This window comes from Caballeronia choica (assembly GCF_001544535.1).
Taxonomy (GTDB): Bacteria; Pseudomonadota; Gammaproteobacteria; order Burkholderiales; family Burkholderiaceae; genus Caballeronia; species Caballeronia choica.
Window position 1 is genome coordinate 1 of the sequence record NZ_FCON02000137.1, and the last position, 20,629, is coordinate 20,629.

Annotated in this window: 21 protein-coding genes; 13 read left to right on the plus strand and 8 right to left on the minus strand. The window is 64.4% G+C overall.

Annotated elements, in window-relative coordinates:
* Positions 1-357: 357 nt before the first annotated feature.
* The 4 genes from AWB68_RS34605 to AWB68_RS34620 all read left to right on the plus strand — a co-directional run bounded on the left by AWB68_RS34605 (position 358) and on the right by AWB68_RS34620 (position 3,344).
* The gene (locus AWB68_RS34605) at positions 358-1,200 is read left to right on the plus strand and encodes a CheR family methyltransferase (protein WP_087648780.1); all 843 of its coding nucleotides are present in this window, start codon (positions 358-360) and stop codon (positions 1,198-1,200) included.
* A gap of 2 nt (positions 1,201-1,202) precedes the next feature.
* The gene (locus tag AWB68_RS34610; RefSeq protein ID WP_087648781.1) at positions 1,203-1,826 is read left to right on the plus strand and encodes a chemotaxis protein CheB; all 624 of its coding nucleotides are present in this window, start codon (positions 1,203-1,205) and stop codon (positions 1,824-1,826) included.
* Complete coding sequence (locus AWB68_RS34615; protein WP_087648782.1) at positions 1,823-2,962, plus strand: hybrid sensor histidine kinase/response regulator; 1,140 nt, start codon at positions 1,823-1,825, stop codon at positions 2,960-2,962. Before AWB68_RS34610 ends, AWB68_RS34615 begins: the two co-directional genes overlap by 4 nt.
* Before the next feature lie 85 nt (positions 2,963-3,047).
* On the plus strand, positions 3,048-3,344 hold the full coding sequence (locus AWB68_RS34620) for an acylphosphatase (RefSeq protein WP_087648783.1): 297 nt from the start codon (positions 3,048-3,050) through the stop codon (positions 3,342-3,344).
* A 36-nt stretch (positions 3,345-3,380) separates the two neighbouring features.
* Here AWB68_RS34620 and egtD read toward each other — a convergent pair whose 3' ends face one another.
* On the minus strand, positions 3,381-4,352 hold the full coding sequence (egtD, locus tag AWB68_RS34625) for an L-histidine N(alpha)-methyltransferase (RefSeq protein ID WP_087648784.1): 972 nt from the start codon (positions 4,350-4,352) through the stop codon (positions 3,381-3,383).
* A gap of 292 nt (positions 4,353-4,644) precedes the next feature.
* On the opposite strand from egtD, the gene rarD reads away from it, so the two are divergent.
* A complete protein-coding gene (gene rarD / locus AWB68_RS34630; RefSeq protein WP_087648785.1) occupies positions 4,645-5,619 on the plus strand; it encodes an EamA family transporter RarD in 975 nt (324 codons plus the stop codon).
* 7 nt (positions 5,620-5,626) lie between these two features.
* Here rarD and AWB68_RS34635 read toward each other — a convergent pair whose 3' ends face one another.
* The 3 genes from AWB68_RS34635 to AWB68_RS34645 form a co-directional block, all read right to left on the minus strand.
* Complete coding sequence (locus tag AWB68_RS34635) at positions 5,627-6,145, minus strand: Mpo1 family 2-hydroxy fatty acid dioxygenase (protein ID WP_087648786.1); 519 nt, start codon at positions 6,143-6,145, stop codon at positions 5,627-5,629.
* A 71-nt stretch (positions 6,146-6,216) separates the two neighbouring features.
* Positions 6,217-6,633 (minus strand): VOC family protein, encoded by a 417-nt coding sequence (locus AWB68_RS34640; protein ID WP_087648787.1) that lies wholly within the window; start codon positions 6,631-6,633, stop codon positions 6,217-6,219.
* Positions 6,630-7,172 carry a helix-turn-helix domain-containing protein gene (locus tag AWB68_RS34645; protein WP_087648788.1) on the minus strand — a complete coding sequence of 181 codons (543 nt, stop codon included), beginning with the start codon at positions 7,170-7,172 and terminating at the stop codon, positions 6,630-6,632. The genes AWB68_RS34640 and AWB68_RS34645 overlap by 4 nt, the downstream gene beginning before the upstream one ends.
* Before the next feature lie 325 nt (positions 7,173-7,497).
* Here AWB68_RS34645 and AWB68_RS34650 point away from each other — a divergent pair, with 325 nt between their 5' ends.
* Positions 7,498-9,597, plus strand: a complete 2,100-nt coding sequence (locus tag AWB68_RS34650) for a hybrid sensor histidine kinase/response regulator (protein WP_087648789.1) — start codon at positions 7,498-7,500, stop codon at positions 9,595-9,597.
* A 104-nt stretch (positions 9,598-9,701) separates the two neighbouring features.
* Here the strand turns inward: AWB68_RS34650 and AWB68_RS34655 are convergent, their stop codons facing one another.
* Both AWB68_RS34655 and AWB68_RS47210 read right to left on the minus strand, forming a co-directional pair.
* On the minus strand, positions 9,702-10,178 hold the full coding sequence (locus tag AWB68_RS34655; protein ID WP_087648790.1) for a prolipoprotein diacylglyceryl transferase: 477 nt from the start codon (positions 10,176-10,178) through the stop codon (positions 9,702-9,704).
* A gap of 80 nt (positions 10,179-10,258) precedes the next feature.
* Positions 10,259-10,582 carry a hypothetical protein gene (locus AWB68_RS47210; RefSeq protein ID WP_125483135.1) on the minus strand — a complete coding sequence of 108 codons (324 nt, stop codon included), beginning with the start codon at positions 10,580-10,582 and terminating at the stop codon, positions 10,259-10,261.
* On the opposite strand from AWB68_RS47210, the gene AWB68_RS34660 reads away from it, so the two are divergent.
* On the plus strand, positions 10,581-10,919 hold the full coding sequence (locus tag AWB68_RS34660; RefSeq protein ID WP_087648791.1) for a hypothetical protein: 339 nt from the start codon (positions 10,581-10,583) through the stop codon (positions 10,917-10,919). The two genes, AWB68_RS47210 and AWB68_RS34660, sit on opposite strands and share 2 nt — an antisense overlap.
* A 129-nt stretch (positions 10,920-11,048) precedes the next feature.
* On the plus strand, positions 11,049-11,417 hold the full coding sequence (locus AWB68_RS34665; RefSeq protein ID WP_087648792.1) for a hypothetical protein: 369 nt from the start codon (positions 11,049-11,051) through the stop codon (positions 11,415-11,417).
* Positions 11,418-11,536: 119 nt separating this feature from the next.
* Here AWB68_RS34665 and AWB68_RS34670 read toward each other — a convergent pair whose 3' ends face one another.
* Complete coding sequence (locus AWB68_RS34670; RefSeq protein ID WP_087648799.1) at positions 11,537-12,064, minus strand: transglycosylase SLT domain-containing protein; 528 nt, start codon at positions 12,062-12,064, stop codon at positions 11,537-11,539.
* A 99-nt stretch (positions 12,065-12,163) separates the two neighbouring features.
* Positions 12,164-13,528 carry an MFS transporter gene (locus tag AWB68_RS34675; RefSeq protein ID WP_235028651.1) on the minus strand — a complete coding sequence of 455 codons (1,365 nt, stop codon included), beginning with the start codon at positions 13,526-13,528 and terminating at the stop codon, positions 12,164-12,166.
* A 198-nt stretch (positions 13,529-13,726) separates the two neighbouring features.
* Between AWB68_RS34675 and AWB68_RS34680 the strand changes: the two genes are divergently transcribed.
* From AWB68_RS34680 to AWB68_RS34700, 5 genes are all read left to right on the plus strand, one after another.
* A complete protein-coding gene (locus AWB68_RS34680; RefSeq protein WP_235028650.1) occupies positions 13,727-14,731 on the plus strand; it encodes a GlxA family transcriptional regulator in 1,005 nt (334 codons plus the stop codon).
* A gap of 138 nt (positions 14,732-14,869) precedes the next feature.
* On the plus strand, positions 14,870-16,081 hold the full coding sequence (locus AWB68_RS34685) for an aminopeptidase P family protein (RefSeq protein WP_087648795.1): 1,212 nt from the start codon (positions 14,870-14,872) through the stop codon (positions 16,079-16,081).
* A gap of 59 nt (positions 16,082-16,140) precedes the next feature.
* Positions 16,141-17,400 carry a serine hydroxymethyltransferase gene (glyA, locus tag AWB68_RS34690; protein ID WP_087648796.1) on the plus strand — a complete coding sequence of 420 codons (1,260 nt, stop codon included), beginning with the start codon at positions 16,141-16,143 and terminating at the stop codon, positions 17,398-17,400.
* Positions 17,401-17,521: 121 nt separating this feature from the next.
* The gene (locus AWB68_RS34695) at positions 17,522-18,766 is read left to right on the plus strand and encodes a YbfB/YjiJ family MFS transporter (protein WP_087648797.1); all 1,245 of its coding nucleotides are present in this window, start codon (positions 17,522-17,524) and stop codon (positions 18,764-18,766) included.
* 426 nt (positions 18,767-19,192) lie between these two features.
* Entirely contained in the window at positions 19,193-20,437 is a 1,245-nt protein-coding gene (locus tag AWB68_RS34700; RefSeq protein ID WP_235028652.1) for an MFS transporter, read from the plus strand.
* Positions 20,438-20,629: the final 192 nt, after the last annotated feature.

A 20,629-nucleotide genomic window follows, 5' to 3' on the forward strand; every position in this document is an offset into this window, starting at 1 on the left:
TGAGCGCGTAGCGCGAGGCTGGATGTATGACTGCTGGTCCACTTCGTTTAGCGGTGCGACGTGCGCGCCTCTTCTACATGCCAACAACGATGAAACCCCGCTAACGACACTCCCCCGGTTGGACCACTCCGAGGGAGCGGTCTGGAGGCGCATGGCAAGAATTCGCGTTGGGAAGCTGCTTTCTTTGCTTACTTTCTTTGCAGCAGCAAAGAAAGTGAGTCCCGCCCCGGACAGGGGCAGAGCAAATAAACCGACACGAATACAAGTTCCACAGAAGCACAAGCGCATCAAACGGTGTAACCCAAAACCGCCCCCACCCCAAGCGCCAGCGAAACCCAGAACCCCGAGCGCCAGCGAATGCAAACCCAACCCCAAACTCCCGCCGAAGAGGCAACCTTCGACATTGAACTGAAGCTCGTGCTGGAAGCCATCTACCTCCGCTACCAGCACGACTTCCGTCATTACTCGGTCAGCTCGCTGCGCCGCAGGCTGACCCAGGCCCTGAGCGACCTCGCCATCCCGACGCTCTCGCAATTGCAAGAGCGAATCCTCCGCGACCCGGCGCTCTTCGCGCGCCTGTTCCAGTACCTCACGGTGCAAGTCAGCGAGATGTTCCGCGATCCGCACTACTTTCGCGCCATCCGCGAACAGGTCGTGCCGATTCTCCTGACCTATCCGTCGATCAAGGTCTGGGTCGCGGGATGCAGCAGCGGCGAGGAACTGTGGTCGCTCGCGGTGCTGTTCGCGGAGGAGAAGATCGCCGATCGCACCGTGCTCTACGCGACCGATATCAACGCCGATGCATTGCGCCAGGCCGAGAACGGCATCTACGCGCTGGAACGCATGGCAAGCTTCAGTCAGAATTATCTGGCGGCGGGCGGCAAGCGGTCGCTATCGGACTACTATCACGCTGCATACGGCGCGGCCAGGTTCTCGCAGACGCTCAAGTCGCGCGTGGTGTTCGCCGATCACAGCCTCGCCACGGACAGCGTGTTCCTCGAAGCGCATCTGGTGTCGTGCCGCAATGTGCTGATCTATTTCGACCGCGCCCTGCAGGACCGCGCGCTCGGGCTCTTCAGCGATTCGCTCGTGCGACGCGGCTTTCTCGGTCTCGGCAGCAAGGAAAGCCTGAGCTTTTCGAAACACGCCGGCAGCTTCGCGGAATTCAACGCCCGCGAGCGTCTCTATCAGAAGGTGTAGCGATGAGTTCCGCACCCGAAGCATCCCCCTTCGATCCGGCCGCAGTCGACGCCGTCGTGATCGGCGCGTCGGCCGGCGGCATCGATGCGCTCAACCGTCTGCTGCCCGGGCTGCCCGAAGGCTTCGGGCCCGCGGTGCTGGTCGTGGTGCACGTGCGGCCGGACACGCCGAGCCTGCTGCCGGACATCTTCGGTGCGCGTTGCCGCCTGCGCGTCGTCGAGCCGAACGACAAGGACGAAATCGCGCCCGGCGTGATCTATCTGGCGCCGCCCGGCTATCACATGATGGTCGAGCGGGACCGCTCGATCGCGCTGTCGGTCGATCCGCCCGTGCGCTTTTCGCGCCCATCGGTGGACGTGCTGTTCGAATCGGCGGCGCATGTGTACCGCGAGACGCTGCTCGGCGTCGTGCTGTCGGGCGCGAACGACGACGGCGCGCGCGGCGCGCTCACGATCCGCCAGACGGGCGGCCACTGCTGGGTGCAGGACCCCGCGACGGCGGGCGCCACCGCGATGCCGCTCGCCGCGATCGCGAACGGCGCGGTACACGAAATCATGACGCCCGATGCGATGGCGGCACGCTTCTCCGCCGGCATCGGACGCACGCGACCTGGAGCCATTAGATGACGCAACCCATCCACGTTCTGGTCGTCGATGACATCCCGAACAACATCACCGCGCTGGAAGCGTCGCTGGCACGGCCGGACCTGTCGATCCTGAAGGCCGAATCGGGACCGGCCGCGCTCGAACTGCTGCTCAAGCATGAGGTCGCGCTCGCGATCCTCGATGTGAACATGCCCGGCATGGACGGCTTCGAACTCGCCGAACTGATGCGCGGCAGCCCGCGCACGGCGCACGTGCCGATCATCTTTCTCACGGCAACCGCGCAGGACACGGGCCGCACGTTTCGCGGCTACGAAGCGGGCGCGGTGGATTTCCTCTACAAGCCGTTCGATTCGCGCATCCTCAATTCGAAGGTCGATGTCTTCATCCAGATCGAGCGCCAGAAGCAGCAACTCGCGGCACAACTCGCGACCGTGCAGCAACTGCTCGACGCCAACGAAATGCTGATGGCCGTGCTCGGCCATGATTTGCGCACGCCGCTGTCGGCGGTGATCGCGTCGGCGGAGTATCTGTCGCGCTTCGTGAAGGACGAGAACGTCGCGAACATCGGCACGCGCATCAAGTCGAGCGGCATGCGGATGGTGCGCATGGTCGATCAGTTGCTCAACCTCGCGCGTTTGCGCGGCGGACGCGTGACGTTGCAGCCGCGTTCGGTGGAACTGATGACGCTCGCGAAGAATATCGTCGATGAATACGAGGCGCGCGTCGGCCGTGGGCGCATCTTTGTCTTTCGCGACGGCGATACGCTGTTGCAGGGTGACGGCGATTTGCTGTCGCAGTTGTTCTCGAACCTGATCGGCAACGCGTTGCAGCACGGCCGCGACGGCTCGGCGATCCAGGTGCGGCTCGACGGCAGCGCCGCCGACGAAGTGACGATCAGCGTGCAAAACGCGGGCGAGATCCCGGCCGACGTGTTGCCGACCATCTTCGCGCCCTATCGGTCGGGGCGTCCGCAACAGGATGCGGGCGGCCTGGGGCTCGGCCTCTATATCACGCACGAGATCGCGCGGATGCACGGCGGCAGCGTGCGCGTGGAATCGAGCGTCGACGCGGGCACGACGTTCGACGTCACGCTTCCGCGCACGCCAAGCCCACGACCGGGGCGGGCCGAGCCGGCGCAGCCGTTTCGCCTGAGCTGACGATCGAACCGGACGGTGACTCGCACGCGAATTGCGCGGCGTGTCTAAAATGCGGCCTGAAAGCGCACTGACTCAGGAGAAAGCAATGCCCGGCCCCGATCTGGATTCGAGAGTGGAAACGTATTACGTGCGCGTGCGAGGCATCGTGCAGGGCGTGGGATTCCGCCACTACACCGTGCGGCGCGCGCACGCGCTCGGCGTGCGCGGCTGGGTCACGAATCTCGATGACGGCTCGGTCGAGGTCATGATCCAGGGCGCGGCCAATCAAGTCGACCTGATGCTCGAATGGCTGCGCCGCGGGCCCCCGCATGCCCGCGTCACGGATTTCTTCAGCGAGGAGCGCTTCATCGAAAAGCGCTTCGAGCGCTTCGAACAGCACTGATCGCTTCGCTCTCGGTGCTCGCGCCGCTTACGTCGATCAAGCGCGCGCGACCAGCAGGCTCTCGGCGAATCCCCACGCTTCATCACGCCACTGATGCGCGCAATCGAAGCCCGCATCGGCGGCGATCGGCGCAACCTCTTCCGCCGCATACTTGTGGCTGCTCTCGGTCCAGATCGTCTCGCCTTCCCTGAAGTCGACCTGCAAGCCCGCCGCGCGCACGTTCGCCGTGAGCGGCCGCTTCGCGCGCAGATGCATTTCGATGCTGCGCGCGTCCGGGTTGAAGCGCGCGACATGCTCGAACGCATCGAGCGGGAAATCGCCGTCGAGTTCGCGATTGATCCGCGCGAGCAGGTTCAGGTTGAACGCGGCGGTGACGCCGATCGGATCGTCGTAGGCGGCGATCAGCGCCGGCAGCGGTTTCATCAGATCGGTGCCGAGCAGCAGCGAGTCGCCGGGCTTGAGCATGCCGCGGATCGATTGCAAAAACTTCGTCGCCGCGAGCCGCGAGAAATTGCCGATCGTGCTGCCGAGAAAGAGCACCAGCAGCACTTCGCCGTCGCGCCGCTTCGCGCTCACTTCGGCAAGCCCGGCCAGATAATCGCGCTCATAGCCGACGATCGAAATGCGTTCGATATCGCCGAGTTCGCGGTGGCACAACTGCAAGGCGGTGCGCGAAATTTCAATCGGGTAGTAATCGGTGGGCTGCTTTTTACAAAGTGCCTCGAGAATCCGGCGTGTCTTGCGACCGCTGCCGCTGCCGAGTTCGGCCACTTTCACATGCTTCGGCAGGGCCGCGACGATGTCCGTGGCGTGTTCTTTCAGCACGCGCTCCTCGGCGCGCGTGACGCCATATTCGGGCAGGGCGGTGATGACTTCGAAGAGCGCGGAACCGACTTCGTCATACAGATACATCGACGGCAGTTCCTTCTGCGGATGGTGCGTGAGACCGGCGTGAACGGCTTCGGCAAAGGGATTGGCGAAGCGGGGGGATCGTGCGGGCTGGATCATGACGTCTCCATCGATGCAGCGTTTTTATTCGCCGGCTAGCGCACAAGGCACGACACGGCGCGACGCGGCCTGGGTGTACAGACGTGAGCGGCAGCCGGTTGGGTGCTGGCTCGCGGAACGCGGGGACATGGAATCCCTGCGCATAAAAAAACTAATCGCCGCCGATGCAGCGAGCGGCGAAGGATGACAGCTCAAGCAAGAAGCGGGCGCGAGGCAAACGCCGCTACATCGCGATTGAATGAAGAGAGCGTTTAAAATAACGCACCTTCGCTCTTCCGGCATGCAACGCGCAATGAATCAACACGTTCTCGGACGCGGCATCGCGTTGTCGGTCGCCGCGTCCGCGCTGTTCGCCCTGATGTCGGGCTACACGAAATGGCTCACGCCGCTCGACGGCCTCGACATCTTCGCGTGGCGCATCATGTGGACACTGCCCGGTGCGCTCGCGCTCGTCGCATTGCGAAGCCGCTGGCCGCAACTATGCGCGCTTCTGTCAAAGCTTGCTCGATCGCCCCTGTCGCTTGCCGGGTTCGTCGCGGTGGCGGCGCAGCTCGGCGTGCAGCTGTGGATCTTCCTTTGGGCGCCACTGCATGGCCGCGCGCTCGAAGTGTCGCTGGGCTACTTCCTGCTGCCGCTCGTGATGGTGCTGATCGGCCGCTTCTACTACCGCGAACCGCTCGATGGCTTCCAGTGGGCGGGCGTCGCTTTCGCTACTGTCGGCGTTGCGCATGAACTCCTCGTGACGCACGCATTTTCCTGGCCGACGCTCGTCGTCGCGCTGGGCTATCCGCCGTATTTCATGCTGCGGCGCCGGCTGAACGCCGATCCGCTCGTGTCGTTCGCCGTCGAAATGATGCTGATCGCGCCGTTCGCGCTGGCGATGCTCGTGATGCGCGATTCGTTCGCGGTGGTCGCGGCGCGGCCGGTCCTGTGGCTGTTGCTGCCCGGGCTCGGCGTGCTGAGCACGATCGCGCTCGGCTCGTATCTGCGCGCGAGCCGATATCTGCCGCTCGCGCTGTTCGGCATCCTCGGCTACGTCGAGCCGGTGTTGCTCGTCGGCGTCGCGGTGCTGTTGCTCGGCGAGGCGTTCTCGATGCAGCAACTCGGCACCTATGTGCCGATCTGGATCTCGGTCGCGCTGACAGCCGTGCACAGCGTGCGCCTGTTGCGTCGCGAACGCGCGCAGCGGCGCGACTTGCCGATTGCCGAACAGCATGCGAGCGTCGAACACGAAAGCGGTGCCGCGCAGCCGGTCAAGGTGGATTGAAAGCGTCTCAGTCGGAGGTGCGCGGCTGGCTTGCCAGGCGCGTCTCGATGGCGTCATGCAGATCGCGCCGCATGCCGAAGCCGAACAGCAGCTCGGCGAGCACGAAGAGCGGCCCGATCAGCAGGCCGACGATATCGTCGACGAAGGCGGGCTTGCGATGCTCGTAGCGAATGTGGCCGACGAACTGGAACACCCAGCCGATCACGAAGAGGCCCACGCCGATGGCGAGCCAGACGGGCGTCGGTTGGGCCGCCGTCCATTCGCCGAACGCCACGCAGCACGCCGAGAACACGGCCATGCCGATGCCGAGCGGCACGTCGAGGAGAAGGTAGTAGAGCGTTGCGGCGGCGAAGAGGAGCCAGGCGGGCGTTAGTTCGAGCGTCGCGCCGAAGTTCCATGCGGGGCGGCTGAGCAACGCGGCGAGTGCCAGCACGATCAATGGAATGCCGATGAAATGAGTCGCGATGTTGCGCCGGTCGCGGTGGTAGGCGGCGTATTGCGTCAGTTGATCGGTGAGGGTCCGCATCGGCATCTCCGTGGCTTTTAAAGCGTCTGCGGCGCGTGGGGTGTAACCGACCCCACCTCACGCGCCGACCTTCATGTCGTGCTCTGCGGAGCTTGAATCATCTTCCAGCCGTTGCCGGCAGGATCGCGAAAGCCGGCGTCGACGCTGCCGAAGCGTTCAACCGGCTCCTGGGTGAATTCCACGCCGCTGGCCTTTAGCCGGGCGTAGCTGGCGCGGCAGTCGGACACCGCGAGGACGAGAGGCGGCATGGCCCCCTTGGCGACCATCGCGCGCAGGGTTTGCGCGGTGGCATCGTCGTGGATCGGCGGGCCGGGTGTGAACAGGCCGAGCTGAAACGAGGGCTGGTCCGGATGCTGGACCGTGAGCCACCGGTAGGAACCGTTGCGCACGTCCGTGTGGACGCGAAATCCGAGTTTGTCGACATAGAACGTGAGCGCTTCGTCCTGATCGTCGACGTACAGGCCCACCACATTGATACCCTGGTTCATGACACCTCCTTGGTTGATGGCCGGACTGTACCCTCGGCCACGCGGCGGCGCTTCTCCAAAACTGCGATGGTGAGATCGGGACGCTGCGCGGCCCTCAGGACGCACGCGGGTACGCGGTCGAGTCGAGGCATGGCGGCCTGCGCCTCCAGCCGCATGGCGCCGGGGCTTCGGCCCGTGATGTCGCGGAAGACTCGGCCAAAGGTACCGAGGCTCTCCCAGCCGGTGGCGAAGGCTATTTCCGTGATGCTGAGATCGGTGTCGCGCAGCAGGGTATTGGCCTGCTCGATGCGCCGTGTCAGCAGGTAGCGATGCGGCGGAATGCCGAATGCCCGCTTGAAGGACCGCGCGAAATGGGCTTCGGAGACGCCACTGACGGCGGCCAGGCGTTCGACGGGCCACGCCTCGTGCGAGGCAGCATCCATGCGGTCCTTCGCGCGTAGCAGGCGACGCAGCAGGGCCGGGTCTTGAAGTGGATCGGCACCGGCTGGCGCGGGGGACGAGGCGAGCGGCTGGCCGCTGCGGCAATCGCGAGGGGGCATGAGTTCCAGCGGCGAAGATGGTATGCGCGTAGTTTAGGCTCGACACGAATACGCGGATAGCGGCCGCGCCGCGCGCTGGCCGACGCGCTTCGCCCGTCAAGCCACCGATCATGGCCTGCACGAACCCACCCGTTTTTACATTCCTTTCCAGTAGTTGCTGACAATTCCCACGCGCCCGCAGAATCACGCGAGCCGCCCACGCCCGTACGCACAAGCGCCGCACGACCCTGGCGCAATGCTTGCTTCAATCGTCTGTTACTCCTGCGGAGCGCGGTTCCCGAAAGCGCGCGCCGTCTGCCGCTTCACTTGGCTTCGACCCGATTGAATGACCGATTCGTCCACTCCCGAACCCGCGATGGCGCGTCTCGACAACGCGGACTCGCTCAGCTTCTCTTTGCCCGCAGCGGCTCTGCACGAAGCCGTCGCCGTTGCAATTCCGCGCTCAACCGAGCCGCCCGCCGACCCCGCGTTCGACGCGTTCTTCCGCAGCATGCTCAACGGCAGCCGCGACTGCATCGAGATATTGCGGCTCGACGGCACGCTGGATTTCGTCAATGCGCACGGCATTGAACTGAAGGAAATCGACGACTTCGCGCCGCTGCGCGGCAAGGCGTGGGCGTCGCTGTGGCCCGGCGACGCGCGCGACCTGGCGACGAATGCCGTCGACGCCGCGCTCGCGGGCCGTCACGCGCATTTCGAAGCCGCCTGTCCGACGGCGAGAGGCAACCTCAAGCACTGGGAAGTCACGGTGTCGCCGGTGCCGGACGCGTCGAACGGTGTCGAATGGCTGGTGTCGACCTCGCGCGACGTCACGCAGCGGGTGCAGATGCAGCGTTCGCTCGACGCCGCGTTGCGGGACCGCGAGACGCGCCACCAGACGCACACGGCGCTCGCGCACGCCGAGAAGCTGGAGGCAATCGGCAAGTTGACGGGCGGCGTCGCGCATGACTTCAACAACGTGCTGCAAGTGATCGGCGGCAACCTGCAACTCGCGGCGCAGCACGCGCGCGAGGACAAGGCGCTGCTGCAGCGTCTCGAGAGCGCGCATGAAGCGGTGGAGCGCGGCGCGATGCTCTCGTCGCAACTGCTTGCGTTCGCGCGTCGCCAGCCGCTCGAACCGGTCGCGATCGATATTGGCCGGCTGCTGCATTCGTGCGCCGACGCGTTGCGCCGCACGCTCGGTGACGCGATCGAACTCGAAACCGTGATCGTGGACGACCTGTGGAACACGCTCGCCGACCGGCATCATCTGCAGAACGTGCTCGTGAATCTCGCGGTCAACGCGCGCGATGCGATGGACGGCGCGGGTAAGCTGACCATCGAGGCGTCCAACGCGCGGCTGGATACGGACCAGACACGCGAGGATGAACTTCCTGCCGGCGGCGAATACGTACGGATCACCGTCACCGACACGGGCTGCGGCATGACACCCGCCACCTTGGAACGCGCGTTCGAACCGTTCTTCACGACCAAGACCGACGGGCGCGGCACCGGTCTCGGCCTGAGCATGGCCTACGGCTTCCTGCGGCAGACGGGCGGCTCCATCGATCTGCAAAGCGCGATCGAGCAGGGCACGACGGCTACGCTGCACCTGCCGCGCACGCTCGAAGAGGAGACGTCCGCCGTCGATATCGCGAGCGTGCCCGTGACCGGCGGCACTGAAACAGTCCTTGTCGTCGAGGACGATCCCGACGTGCGCGCGACCGCCGTCGACATGCTGGCGCAACTCGGCTATCGCGTGCTGCAAACGTCCGATGCGCAGAGCGCGCTGAGCGTCCTCGACAGCGGCGCGCACATCGACATGCTGTTCACCGATGTCGTCATGCCGGGACCGGTGCGCAGCGTCGAACTCGCGCGACGCGCGAAGGAGTTGATTCCGTCGATCGAAGTGCTCTTCACGTCGGGTTATACGGAGAACGTGATCGTGCACAAGGGGCGGCTCGATCCCGGCGTCGCGCTGATCAGCAAGCCGTATCGGCGCGACGCGCTGGCGCGCAAGGTGCGCGCGATGCTTCGCCAGAAAGAGACGCCGGAGGCGCCGCGCGATGCGCCGGATGAACCGAAGCCGCTGCGGGTGCTCATCGTCGAGGACGATGTCAATACGCGCGATGCCACACGCGAGCTGTTGCAGTTGCTCGGCGCGGAGGTGTCGGCGGTCGATCACGCGAAGGCCGCGCTCGCGCTCGTCGATAGCCACGCATTCGATGTGCTGCTGACCGACGTGCGCATGCCCGGCATGTCGGGCATCGAACTCGCGCGCGTGGCGAAGCGGCGGCAGCCGAACCTGCGCGTGGTGTTCGCGTCGGGCTACGGCCTGAGCATCGCGTCAGAGATCGACGAAGACATGACGGGCGTCGCGCTGTTGCCGAAGCCCTTCGATCTCGACTCGCTGGAAAGGGCGGTGTTCGCCAGGACCGGCACATGAAAAAGGGCGAGTCCGAAGACTCGCCCTGACAGAGCACACCGTGAGCCGCTTTGCGATGCGAGCAAGGCGGCCCGATGTGCGCGATGCGGGTGACGCTCACCCCATTACTTCTTTGCAGCGTCGACCTTTGCATCGGCGGCCGTCTTGTTTGCGTCGCTTTGAGCCTCGACTTTTTCCTTGTCGGCCTTCGCTTGCGCCACGTTGGCGTCCTTGGCGGCATCCTGCTTCTTCTTGTCGGCCTTGGCCTGGGCAGATTGCTTCTTGTTGTTCGCCTTGGTTTGCGCCTTCGCGGCATCGCTACGAGCACCGGATGCTTCCTCCGGCGTGGTCGCCTTCGCTACCTTTGCAGCTTTCTTGTCTGCATCGGCCTGTGCCGATGCCTTGTCTTCATTCGCCGACGCTTGTGCCTTGGTGGCGTCGGCCTGTGCTTCCGCCTTCTTCTTGTTGGCCGTAGCCTGTGCTTCGCTCTTTTCGCTATTGGCCTTCATCTGAGCCTTGCCGGTGTCCGTGGGCGCGGCCGTTTGCGCGAATACCGTGGTAACGAGCAGGGCGGATGCGAGAGCAGCGACGATCTTCTTCATGGTTTTAGACTCCTTTGAAAGTGCACTGCATTAGTCAGTGCTGCCCGTAACAACGCCGGGCATTCGACAGTCGTTGACGCTTATCTGGTGACAAACAGTAACCAGCCACGACCAAATGAAACGCGATACCGGTAATAAGGTCCGCTTGAGTTTTCTTTGGTTTTTGGCGGGACAGAAAGTACCGGAATTGCTGCTGTGCGACCGGTATTTTTGAAACGTTTCGGAATCCAAATATAATCGCTTGCCTTGATGTCGCGCCAAATCGGCAGTTGACCAGACGCTTTAGGCCAGGCGCCGCAAATGTTTCCGTTGAAATGTGCGGTTACCATCTGCTGCAGATATTTCTTCGCGAGCCGCTTAACATGCGCTCCATGTCCCGACGACCGGGAACTGGAGAAACTCATGAAACGTGCGGCACTCGTGGTGGTGATGATCGGCAGTTTGTCGGTGGCGGGACAAGCGTCCGCGCACGGCTACGGCGGCGGTGGCGGCGACGGCGGCGCGATCGTGGGAGCGCTCATCGGCGGCGCGGTGCTGGGCGCGCTGGTTGGGTCGGTGGCGAGCGCGGCCCCTGTCTATGCGCAGCCGGTATACGCACAACCGGTCTACGCGGCGCCCGCGTATTCACAGCCCGCTTATGCGCAACCCGGGCCGCCGCCGGGGTACTGCTTCGATAATTACAGTCGCGCGTATGTGCCGTGCGGACCGGCGCGTCAGGACGGGTACGCGCCCGGCTGGTGAGCGGGCTTTGCGATTGTCCGGAGGTCGAGCAAGCAGAGTTTGGACGCGGCATGTTGATTGCGATCTTGTCCGTACGGGTGTTGTAACGGCTTGGTTGCCACGCCCGACACGCACACTCTGGAGACTGCAATGAAAGCGACCACGAAGACGATTTTGGTTTCAGCGCTGCTGTTGGGCCTGTCCGGCGGAGCCTATGCGCAAGCGGGCGGCGGAGGCGGAACGGGCATGGGATCGGCCGGCGGCGGCAATAGCGGCGGCAGTGCGGGCGGCACCGGAGCACCGGCCGCTGGCATGAGCAACGGCGCCGGCATGAACGGCAATGGCATGGGCGGCTCGGCCGATGGCACCGCCGGCATGGGGTCGGCCAAGAGCGGAATGTCGAACGGCATGGGAACGGACTCGTCGTCGGGGACCATGCAGAAGAAGGCGCCCGTTTCGAATGGCACGAACCCGAACGGCTCGAACGCCAATCCTAGCGGCATGCAAAAGAGCTACTAAGGCGAAGTAGAGACACGCGCGCCTGGGGTTGACTATCGTCGCCCGCGTGGCGGCATCGAGATGGAGCAGGCGCGCGATGTGTGATACAGCAGGGGTTGTCCGAATAGCTCGACGCTGACCTATCGATCCGCCGCGTTGTCCGCGCGAGTAGCGAAGGGTTCGAAACTCTTCGCGCGCACGCTGACCTTCTCCGCATAAGCCTTCGATCCGCCATAGTTCTTCAACGCGACGCCCACGTCGCCTTGCGCGGACTTCAGATAGCCGTGCAGGATCGCCGATCCCGCTTCGATGTTTGCCTCTGGCTCGGTCAAGTCGACGTCGCGCACCAACTGCTTGTGCGCCGACGGCACGACCTGCATCAGACCCGTTGCGCCGTTCGGGCCTCTGGCCTTTTCCCGGAAGCGCGATTCGATGGAGATGATGGAGAGCAGCAACGCAGGAGGAAGCGAATATTTCGATGCGGACGACATGACCGCCGCCGCGATCTGCTCGGCCTTTTCACGCGCCAAGCCGAATTTTTGCGAGAGGATTCGGGAGATTTGATGGCCGGTTTGCTCGTCGGCTGGAGCGGTCTGCGCGTTTTCCTGTGCGCCAGCGCCTTGCGCGAGGCTGAGCGAAACGAGCGACAGAAGAAGGAATCGGCGCATGACGGTCATCCCGACTTGAGCAAGCGCGCATTGTACAACCGTTAAAAAGTCCTTGCAAATCAGGCGCTTGGTCAAGATCCGTGCCGGGCCGCGAAGGCGCTAGCGCGCTTCGGTATGGCTCGCCGGCTTGCGTCGCGAAGCCGAGATGCCGGCGCCGGCCTCCGGCGAGAGTCGCGCGAACATCGGCCATGAGCCGAGCACGACAGCGGCTGTCACGAGAAACCCGCAGGCAAGCTGCCAGCGCTCGGCGTGGGCACTGTGGGAAAGCAGCATCGTGACCTGGATCGTCCCGGCCGCGACCGTCACGCCGACCGCCTTCATCAACTGCTGCGCCGTGCCCTGAAACGAGGTCGCGGCGGCGAGCTTCTGGCGCGGCACGTCGGCGAAGGCCAGCGCGCCCATCGTCGCGAACGAGAGCGAGCGGCTCAAGCCGCCGAGCAGCAGCAACAGGAAAATGGCGGCGGCGGGCCACGCTTGCGACATCGTCGAGCAGATCGCCAGCACGATCGCGAACGACAGGCTGCCCGTGCATAACACCGTTCGCACGGAGAAGTGGCGCAGCGCGAGCGATGTCATCGGCCGCATGCAGAACGAGCCGAGCGCGCTCGCGAACGTGATGAGGCCGCTTGCCGACGCGCTGTAGCCGAAGCCCGCCTGCAGCGTCAGCGGGACGAGAAACGGCAGCGCGCCGGCGCCTGCGCGAAAGAGGCTGCCGGCGATCGTCGCCGCGTGGAAGGTGGGGATGGCGAGCAGCGAAAAATCGACGGCGGGGTGGTCGACGCGACGGCAATGCCGCACCGCAAGCCAGAAGAGCAGCGCACCGCTCGCGACGCAGAGCCACGGCAGGCCATCGGGCAGCACGCCACGCCCGGCGCTTTCGATACCGATCATGAAGAGCGTCAGCGATACGCCGACGAGCAACATGCCGTGCACGTCGGGCGGGCGCGGATGCTCGGCATGCGAAGGCGGAAGCAGCCGCCACGTCAGCAACAGCCCGACGATGCCGACCGGCACGTTGACCCAGAAGATGCTGCGCCATGAAAGGGTATCGGTGAGAAAGCCGCCGAGCGGCGGCCCGAGGAGCGGCCCGATCAGCGCGGGCATCGTGAGCCAGGTCGTGGCTTGCAGCAGTTCTTCGCGCTTCACGCCGCGAAAGAGGATCAGCCGGCCGACCGGCACCATCATCGCGCCGCCGAGGCCTTGCACGATACGTGCGGCGATGAGCGTCGAAAGACTGGTCGAGGCCGCGCAGGCGACCGATGCCAATGTGAATGTCGCGATGGCCCACATGAACACGCGCCGCGCGCCGAAGCGGTCGGCGACCCAGCCGCTCGCGGGGATGAACACGGTCAGCGCAACGAGATACGCGGTGATCGCGCTGCTCAGATGCACGGGATCGACGCCGAGATCGCGTGCCATGGATGGCAGCGCGGTCGCGACGATCGTGCCGTCCATGTTCTGCATGAAGAGCGCGCTCGCGACGACGGCGGCGGTGATGCGAAAGTTTCCAGTGAAATTCAAGCCTCGATGCTCTCGATGAATGAGGGGTCCAAGTCTAGCGGAATGGTGGCGCTTCGGCTGCGGGTTGTAATCCCAGACCCACCCCACGCCAGGCGCCAGCGACTAAAATACCCGCACCTGACCTCCGCAAAAATCCCGCCCGTGCCGCAAGCGCCCGAAACCCCGCCGACGACCGAGGGCATCCACGACCTGCGCACGACGCGCTACGGCTTTCTGCTCCTCAACGACTTTTCGCTGATCGCGCTTTCTGCCGCCGTCGACCCGCTGCGCATCGCGAACATGATCGTCGGCCGCCGCGTCTACGAATACCAGCTAATCGGCACCGACCACGAAGTTGCACGCTCGAGCGATGGCATCCGCGTCGTGCCCGACATCGCCATGTCCGACGGCGGCGCCTTCGATGCCGTGTTCGTCGTCGGTCCGAACCCAATCCCGCGCAAGGGCATCGGCGCGGTGCTCGACTGGCTTCGACTGCAGGCGCGTCACGGCGTAGCGCTCGGCGGGCTCGACACCGGCAGCTACTTTCTCGCGCGCGCCGGCTTGTTGAACGGCTATCGATGCACGATCCACTGGGAAGACCAGGACGCACTCGTCGAGCACTTTCCGCGCCTGACGGTATCGAACCGCCTCTATGAGGTCGATCGCGACCGCTACACATGCAGCGGCGGCATCGCGCCGCTCGACCTGATGGTGCATCTGCTCGGCGCCGCGCCCGGCAGCCGGTCGCTTGCTGCGCGCGTGCTCGAATTGCTCGTCGCGGAACGGCGCAGCCACGAGCAGCGGCAACGCACGTCGCTGCGTCAATACATGGGCGCCGAGCACGCGAAGCTCGAAGAGGCGCTGCAGTACATGGAGAGCAATGTCGAAGAGGCGCTCTCGGTGGCCGAGATCGCGGCGTATCTTCAAGTCTCGCAGCGGCAGCTCGAACGCTGGTTTCATGAGCGGCTCGGCAAGACGCCCGCACAGGCGTACATCGAAATCCGTCTGTTGCGCGCGCGCCAGTTGCTCTACCGGACCTCGACGCCGCTCGAAGAGGTGTGCGCCCGCACCGGCTTCGCATCGACGACGCACTTCGCCACCCGCTATAAGGCACAGTTCCAGATCTCCCCGAGCGCCGATAGAAAGCGCTATCAAAACGCGCTTTAGCCGCGCCTCCAGGCCTCCTCGGTAAAAACCCTCGCCGACGAATTCGCCAAGGTCGCCGTCGAATCCGGAAATGTTCGGATTCGCCGAACTCCTACCATGGGCTCCAGTGAAATCACCTTTCCACCAAGGAGCGAGCGAATGAAACTGGAAAACCTGATCCGTATCGAGAACGGCGAAAAAGCGCAGCACACATTCTCGGATGCGGAATACGCGAACCGGCAGGCGAGGCTGCGCGAACTGATGGCGCGCGAGAACATCGACGCCGCGCTGTTCACGTCGTATCACAACATCAACTACTACGCGGACTTCCTCTATTGCTCGTTCGGGCGCAAGTACGGGCTCGTCGTGACGTCGAAGAAGGTCGTGTCGATCAGCGCGAATATCGATGGCGGGCAGCCGTGGCGCCGCACGGTCGGTGACTACAACGTCGTCTACACCGACTGGCAGCGCGACAACTTCTTTCGCGCAGTGCAGGGCGAGATCGAGAACAAGGGGCGCGTGGGCGTCGAGTTCGACCAGATGCCGGTCGAGGTGCTCGCCAAGCTGAAGGCCGCGTTGCCGGATGCGGAGTTCGTCGACATCAGCGCGCAGACGATGCGCATGCGCATGATCAAGTCGGCCGAGGAAATCGAGGTCATCAGGAATGGTGCGGCGGTATGCGACGTGGGCGGCGCGGCGCTTGCGGCGGCGGTCCATGAAGGCGTGCCTGAACACGAGGTCGCGCTTGCCTCGACGCAAGCGATGGTGCGCGAGATCGCGCGCCGCTATCCGCACTCCGAACTCATGGATACATGGACCTGGTTCCAGTCCGGCATCAACACCGACGGCGCGCACAACCCGGTCACGACGCGCAAGGTGCAGAAGGGCGACATCCTGAGCCTGAACTGCTTCTCGATGATCGCGGGCTACTACACGGCGCTCGAACGCACGATGTTCTTCGATCATTGTCCGGACGAACACCTGCGCCTGTGGAAGATCAACGTCGAGGTTCACGAAGCGGGTCTCGCACTGATCAAGCCGGGCGCGCGCTGCTGCGACATCGCGCACGAGCTGAACAAGATCTATGCGGAATACGGTCTGCTCAAATACCGCACGTTCGGCTACGGCCATTCGTTCGGCGTGCTCTCGCACTACTACGGCCGCGAAGCGGGGCTTGAACTGCGCGAGGACATCGATACGGTACTGGAAGAAAACATGGTCGTCTCGATGGAACCGATGATCATGTTGCCGCAAGGGCTGCCCGGCGCGGGAGGCTATCGCGAGCACGACATCCTCGTGATCGGCAAGAAGGACGCGACCAACATCACGGGCTTCGCGTACGGCCCCGAGAAGAACATCATCGCGGCCTGAGCCGTTCGAACCGGTCTTGCGGCCTTGCGCCGCAAGACGAAACCCGCAGGAGATGTCGAATGTTTTCAGCCGGACAAACCATTGCAGGATTCGATCCCGATCTCGCCGAAGCGATGCGTCTCGAACGCCGGCGCCAGGAAGCGCACATCGAGCTGATCGCCTCCGAGAACTACGCGAGCCCGCGCGTGCTCGAAGCGCAGGGCTCGGTGCTGACCAACAAATACGCGGAAGGGTATCCGGGCAAGCGCTACTACGGCGGATGCGAGCACGTGGACGTGGTCGAGTCGCTGGCGATCGCGCGAGCGAAGCGCCTGTTCGCCGCCGACTACGCAAACGTCCAGCCGCATAGCGGATCGCAGGCGAACGCCGCCGTGTACATGGCGCTGCTCACGCCCGGCGATACGATCCTCGGCATGAGCCTCGCTCACGGCGGCCACCTCACGCACGGCGCGAAGGTGTCGTTCTCCGGCAAGCTCTATCGGGCGGTGCAGTATGGCGTCGATACGGCGAGCGGCCTCATCGACTACGACGAGGTCGAGCGCCTTGCCTTCGAACACCAGCCGAAGATGATCGTCGCGGGCTTCTCGGCGTATTCGCGCGTGCTCGACTTCGCGCGCTTTCGTGACATCGCGGATCGCGTCGGCGCTCATCTGTTCGTCGACATGGCGCACGTCGCTGGGCTCGTGGCGGCAGGGCTGTATCCGAATCCCGTGCCGTTCGCCGATGTCGTCACGACGACCACGCACAAGACCTTGCGCGGGCCGCGCGGCGGGCTGATCCTCGCGAAGTCGAACGAGGACATCGAGAAGAAGCTCAACGCGATGGTCTTTCCCGGCACGCAGGGCGGACCGCTGATGCACGTCATCGCGGCGAAGGCGGTGGCGTTCAAGGAAGCGCTGGGACCGGAGTTCGTCGATTACCAGAAGCAGACGCTGGCGAATGCGCGCGCGATGGTGAGGGTGTTCATCGAACGCGGATACGACGTGGTCTCGGGCGGCACCGACGATCATCTGTTCCTCGTAAGCCTCGTCGCGCGCGGCATCACGGGCAAGGACGCCGACGCCGCGCTCGGCCGCTCGCACATCACGGTCAACAAGAACACCGTGCCGAACGATCCGCAGTCGCCATTCGTGACGAGCGGCATTCGCATCGGCACGCCGGCGATCACGACGCGCGGCTTCGCGGAAGAGGACGCAGCCGTCACCGCGACGCTGATCTGCGACGTACTCGACGATATCGGCAACGCAGGCGTTCAGGAGCGCGTGCGCGAACAGGTGTCGGCGCTGTGCGCGCGGTATCCGGTGTATGCGGGGTCTTGATGCGTGATGGGTACTGCCTGATGCGTGAGGAGTAAAGCTTAACGGCGGGGGGTGCTCGCGATACCATATGCCGATGCACTGCCGTCGACGCGGCGGGGCGCCACCGCCACCACCTCGACCGATGACGCACGACACCGCCAGCACCGCAGCAGAACCCGCAGAAACCTCAAAGCCCTCGCGCACACAGACGCTCGCACTCGCCGCAAGCCTCTCGCTGGGCAGCGCGATCGCGCTCGGCCTCACGCGGTTCTCTTACGCGCTGCTGCTGCCGTCGATGAAGGCCGACCTCGGCTGGACCTTCGCGCAGGCGGGCGCGATGAACACGGCGAACGCGCTGGGCTATCTGCTCGGCGCGCTCGTCTTTCCACTATGCTCGCGACGCTGGCCGGCAAGCGCGTGCTTCGTCGCGGGTTGCATCGTGACCGCGCTCGTGATGACGGTGAGCGGCGTAGTGTCGGATACGGGCGTGCTGCTGGCGCAACGCGTCGCGACCGGGCTCAGCAGTGCGTTCATCTTCATCGGCGGGGGCGTGCTGGCGGCGCGCCTCGCGTCGTCGCATCCCCGCGATGCCGGGCTCGTGCTCGGCTTGTACTATGGCGGCGCGGGATGGGGCATCGCAGTGTCGGCGCTGCTCGTGCCATTCAGCATACGAGGCGGATTGCATGGCTGGCAGTGGGCGTGGTTCGCGCTGGCGGCGGCTTGCGCGTTGCTGTCGGCGGCCGCCGTCGTTGCCGCGCGCCGCATCGAGCATGGCGCGCGCGGCGACCACGCTCAGCCCGCCGCGAAGGCCGCGCCACACACTTCCGCCGCTAGTCCCGCGTGGCCGCGCTACGCGTGCATGCTCGGCGGATACTTCTTTTTCGGCGTCGGGTATATCGGCTACATGACGTTCATCATCGCGCTGCTGCGCAATGGCGGGATGAGCGCGTCGGCGGTCACGGCGTTCTATGTCGCACTGGGGCTCGCGACGGTCGTATCGGCGAGGCTGTGGTCGGGGCTCCTCGATCGCATGCGCGGCGGGCAAGCGCTCGCGGTGCTCAACGGCTTGCTCGCGTTCGCCACGGTGATGCCGGTGCTTTTCAACTCGACGCTCGTCGCGTTCGTGTCGGGCGTGCTGTTCGGGGCGACGTTCCTGTCAGCGGTCGCATCGACGACGGCCTTCGTCCGGCATAACTTCCCGTCCCCGCGCTGGGCGCAGGGCATCAGCGCCTTTACGATCGTGTTCGCGTTCGGGCAGATCGTCGGGCCGATGGTCATCGGCTATATCTCCGATGGCGCGGGCCTTGGGCGCGGACTGCTCTATTCTTCCATCCTGCTCGCTGCGGGATCGGCACTGGCGGCACTTCAGAAGCCCTTACGCGCATAGACCGTGCGCCCTGCGCGGTTCAACGCAACCGCGCTACTCCACACACTTCACGACTGACTTTGCACCCGCGCGCAAAGCGTTGATCGTTCGCGTCCGTGGTAAACCCGACACGACGATTTCACCAAGTATTGCGTCGGATTTCAAAATTTTCCGATCTGGTGAACTTCTACTATTTGCTCCAGCGAACGCAAGTTCATCGAGGAGCAATTGAATGAAAGCACGGCCCATCCGACGGTCAAGTGGCCCGAGAGCCGCAGCCGAACGCACTGCAATCTCACGATTCACGTTTGGAGAGCACGAATGAGTTCAACGAAAGCGGTATCCGGCCAGGCCTCGGGCGCTGGCCTTCTTGCGCAGGGCGTCATCGCTCCGCCGCACCACGCAACCCCAGGCGTCGCCGACCCGCGCGTGCTTAAGAAAGCCGCGATGGCCAGCTTCATCGGCAACTTCGTCGAATGGTTCGACTATGCCTCGTATGGCTATCTCGCGACGATCATCGCCGTCGTCTTCTTCCCGAAGTCCGATGCCGCGACGGGGCTTCTCGCCGCCTACGCCGTGTTCGCGATCTCGTTCATCGTGCGGCCGATAGGCGGCATCGTGTGGGGACATTTCGGCGACAAGATCGGACGCCGCACCGCGCTCTCGCTGTCGATCCTGATCATGTCGTGCTCGACGTTCCTGATCGCGTTCCTGCCGACCTACGCGCAGGTTGGCATCTTCGCGCCGATCCTGCTCTTGCTCGTGCGGCTGATCCAGGGCTTCTCGGCATCGGGCGAATATGCGGGCGCGTCGGCTTTCCTCGCCGAGTACGCACCGGAGGGCAAGCGCGGCATCTATACGAGCATCGTGCCGGCCAGCACGGCGGCGGGGCTGCTGTTCGGCTCGATCTTCGTCGCGGTGATGCATGCGGTGCTGACCTCCGACCAGATTCAATCGTTCGGCTGGCGCCTGCCGTTCCTGCTCGCCGCGCCGTTCGGGCTGATCGGCCGGTACATCCGTGTGCGTCTCGAAGACACGCCGACTTTCAAGGCGCTCGAAACGTCGCATCAGGTTGCGCGTGCGCCGGTCAGGGAACTGCTTTCGATGCATCGCGGCAAGATGTTGATCGCGTTCGGCGTGACGTGTCTCAACGCGGTCGCGTTCTATCTCGTGCTGAGCTACATGCCGACCTATCTCTCGACCGAGATGGGCGTGAGTGAAACAGCGTCGTTCATCGCGGCGACGATCTCGCTGGCCGCTTACATCGGCTTCGTGTTCATCATGGGCGCGCTCTCGGATCGCGTTGGCCGCAAGACGATGCTGATCGGTGCTTCGATCTTGTTTGCCGCATTGACGGTGCCGCTCTTCAAGGGCCTGGTGGGCGCGAGTTTCATGACGATCGTGTTGATCCAGATTGCATTTGGTGCGCTGCTGACGATGAACGACGGGACGCTGCCGTGTTTCCTCTCCGAGATCTTTCCGACGCGTGTGCGCTATAGCGGCTTTGCGTTCAGCTTCAACGCGGCGAATGCGCTCTTTGGCGGGACAGCGCCGTTCGTGGCGACGTGGCTGATTCATTCGACGGGGAACAAGCTCGCGCCGGCGTGGTATCTGGTGGGCGCGTCGGGGGTGGCGCTTGTTGCGATGCTCGCCAGTCGGGAGACGTCTCGCTCGCCGCTCGACAATGGGTGAGGGTGGGGTGGGGTTGGGTTGGGTTTCGCTGGCGCTGGGGTTAGGGTGGTGTTGTTGTTTACACCGTTTGATGCGCTTGTGCTTCTATGGAACTTGCTTTGTTTTTGGTTTATTTGCTCTGCCCCTGTCCGGGGCGGGACTCACTTTCTTTGCTGCTGCAAAGAAAGCAACTGTATTAAAGGTCAAGCGCGA

Excerpts from the sequence above, each read along its gene's own strand:
- AWB68_RS34605 (WP_087648780.1), top strand. The coding sequence starts at position 358 with ATGCAAACCCAACCCCAAACTCCCGCCGAAGAGGCAACCTTCGACATT.
- AWB68_RS34610 (WP_087648781.1), top strand. The coding sequence starts at position 1,203 with ATGAGTTCCGCACCCGAAGCATCCCCCTTCGATCCGGCCGCAGTCGAC.
- AWB68_RS34615 (WP_087648782.1), top strand. The coding sequence starts at position 1,823 with ATGACGCAACCCATCCACGTTCTGGTCGTCGATGACATCCCGAACAAC.
- AWB68_RS34620 (WP_087648783.1), top strand. The coding sequence starts at position 3,048 with ATGCCCGGCCCCGATCTGGATTCGAGAGTGGAAACGTATTACGTGCGC.
- egtD (WP_087648784.1), bottom strand. The coding sequence starts at position 4,352 with ATGATCCAGCCCGCACGATCCCCCCGCTTCGCCAATCCCTTTGCCGAA.
- rarD (WP_087648785.1), top strand. The coding sequence starts at position 4,645 with ATGAATCAACACGTTCTCGGACGCGGCATCGCGTTGTCGGTCGCCGCG.
- AWB68_RS34635 (WP_087648786.1), bottom strand. The coding sequence starts at position 6,145 with ATGCGGACCCTCACCGATCAACTGACGCAATACGCCGCCTACCACCGC.
- AWB68_RS34640 (WP_087648787.1), bottom strand. The coding sequence starts at position 6,633 with ATGAACCAGGGTATCAATGTGGTGGGCCTGTACGTCGACGATCAGGAC.
- AWB68_RS34645 (WP_087648788.1), bottom strand. The coding sequence starts at position 7,172 with ATGCCCCCTCGCGATTGCCGCAGCGGCCAGCCGCTCGCCTCGTCCCCC.
- AWB68_RS34650 (WP_087648789.1), top strand. The coding sequence starts at position 7,498 with ATGACCGATTCGTCCACTCCCGAACCCGCGATGGCGCGTCTCGACAAC.
- AWB68_RS34655 (WP_087648790.1), bottom strand. The coding sequence starts at position 10,178 with ATGAAGAAGATCGTCGCTGCTCTCGCATCCGCCCTGCTCGTTACCACG.
- AWB68_RS34660 (WP_087648791.1), top strand. The coding sequence starts at position 10,581 with ATGAAACGTGCGGCACTCGTGGTGGTGATGATCGGCAGTTTGTCGGTG.
- AWB68_RS47210 (WP_125483135.1), bottom strand. The coding sequence starts at position 10,582 with ATGAGTTTCTCCAGTTCCCGGTCGTCGGGACATGGAGCGCATGTTAAG.
- AWB68_RS34665 (WP_087648792.1), top strand. The coding sequence starts at position 11,049 with ATGAAAGCGACCACGAAGACGATTTTGGTTTCAGCGCTGCTGTTGGGC.
- AWB68_RS34670 (WP_087648799.1), bottom strand. The coding sequence starts at position 12,064 with ATGCGCCGATTCCTTCTTCTGTCGCTCGTTTCGCTCAGCCTCGCGCAA.
- AWB68_RS34675 (WP_235028651.1), bottom strand. The coding sequence starts at position 13,528 with ATGCAGAACATGGACGGCACGATCGTCGCGACCGCGCTGCCATCCATG.
- AWB68_RS34685 (WP_087648795.1), top strand. The coding sequence starts at position 14,870 with ATGAAACTGGAAAACCTGATCCGTATCGAGAACGGCGAAAAAGCGCAG.
- glyA (WP_087648796.1), top strand. The coding sequence starts at position 16,141 with ATGTTTTCAGCCGGACAAACCATTGCAGGATTCGATCCCGATCTCGCC.
- AWB68_RS34695 (WP_087648797.1), top strand. The coding sequence starts at position 17,522 with ATGACGCACGACACCGCCAGCACCGCAGCAGAACCCGCAGAAACCTCA.
- AWB68_RS34700 (WP_235028652.1), top strand. The coding sequence starts at position 19,193 with ATGGCCAGCTTCATCGGCAACTTCGTCGAATGGTTCGACTATGCCTCG.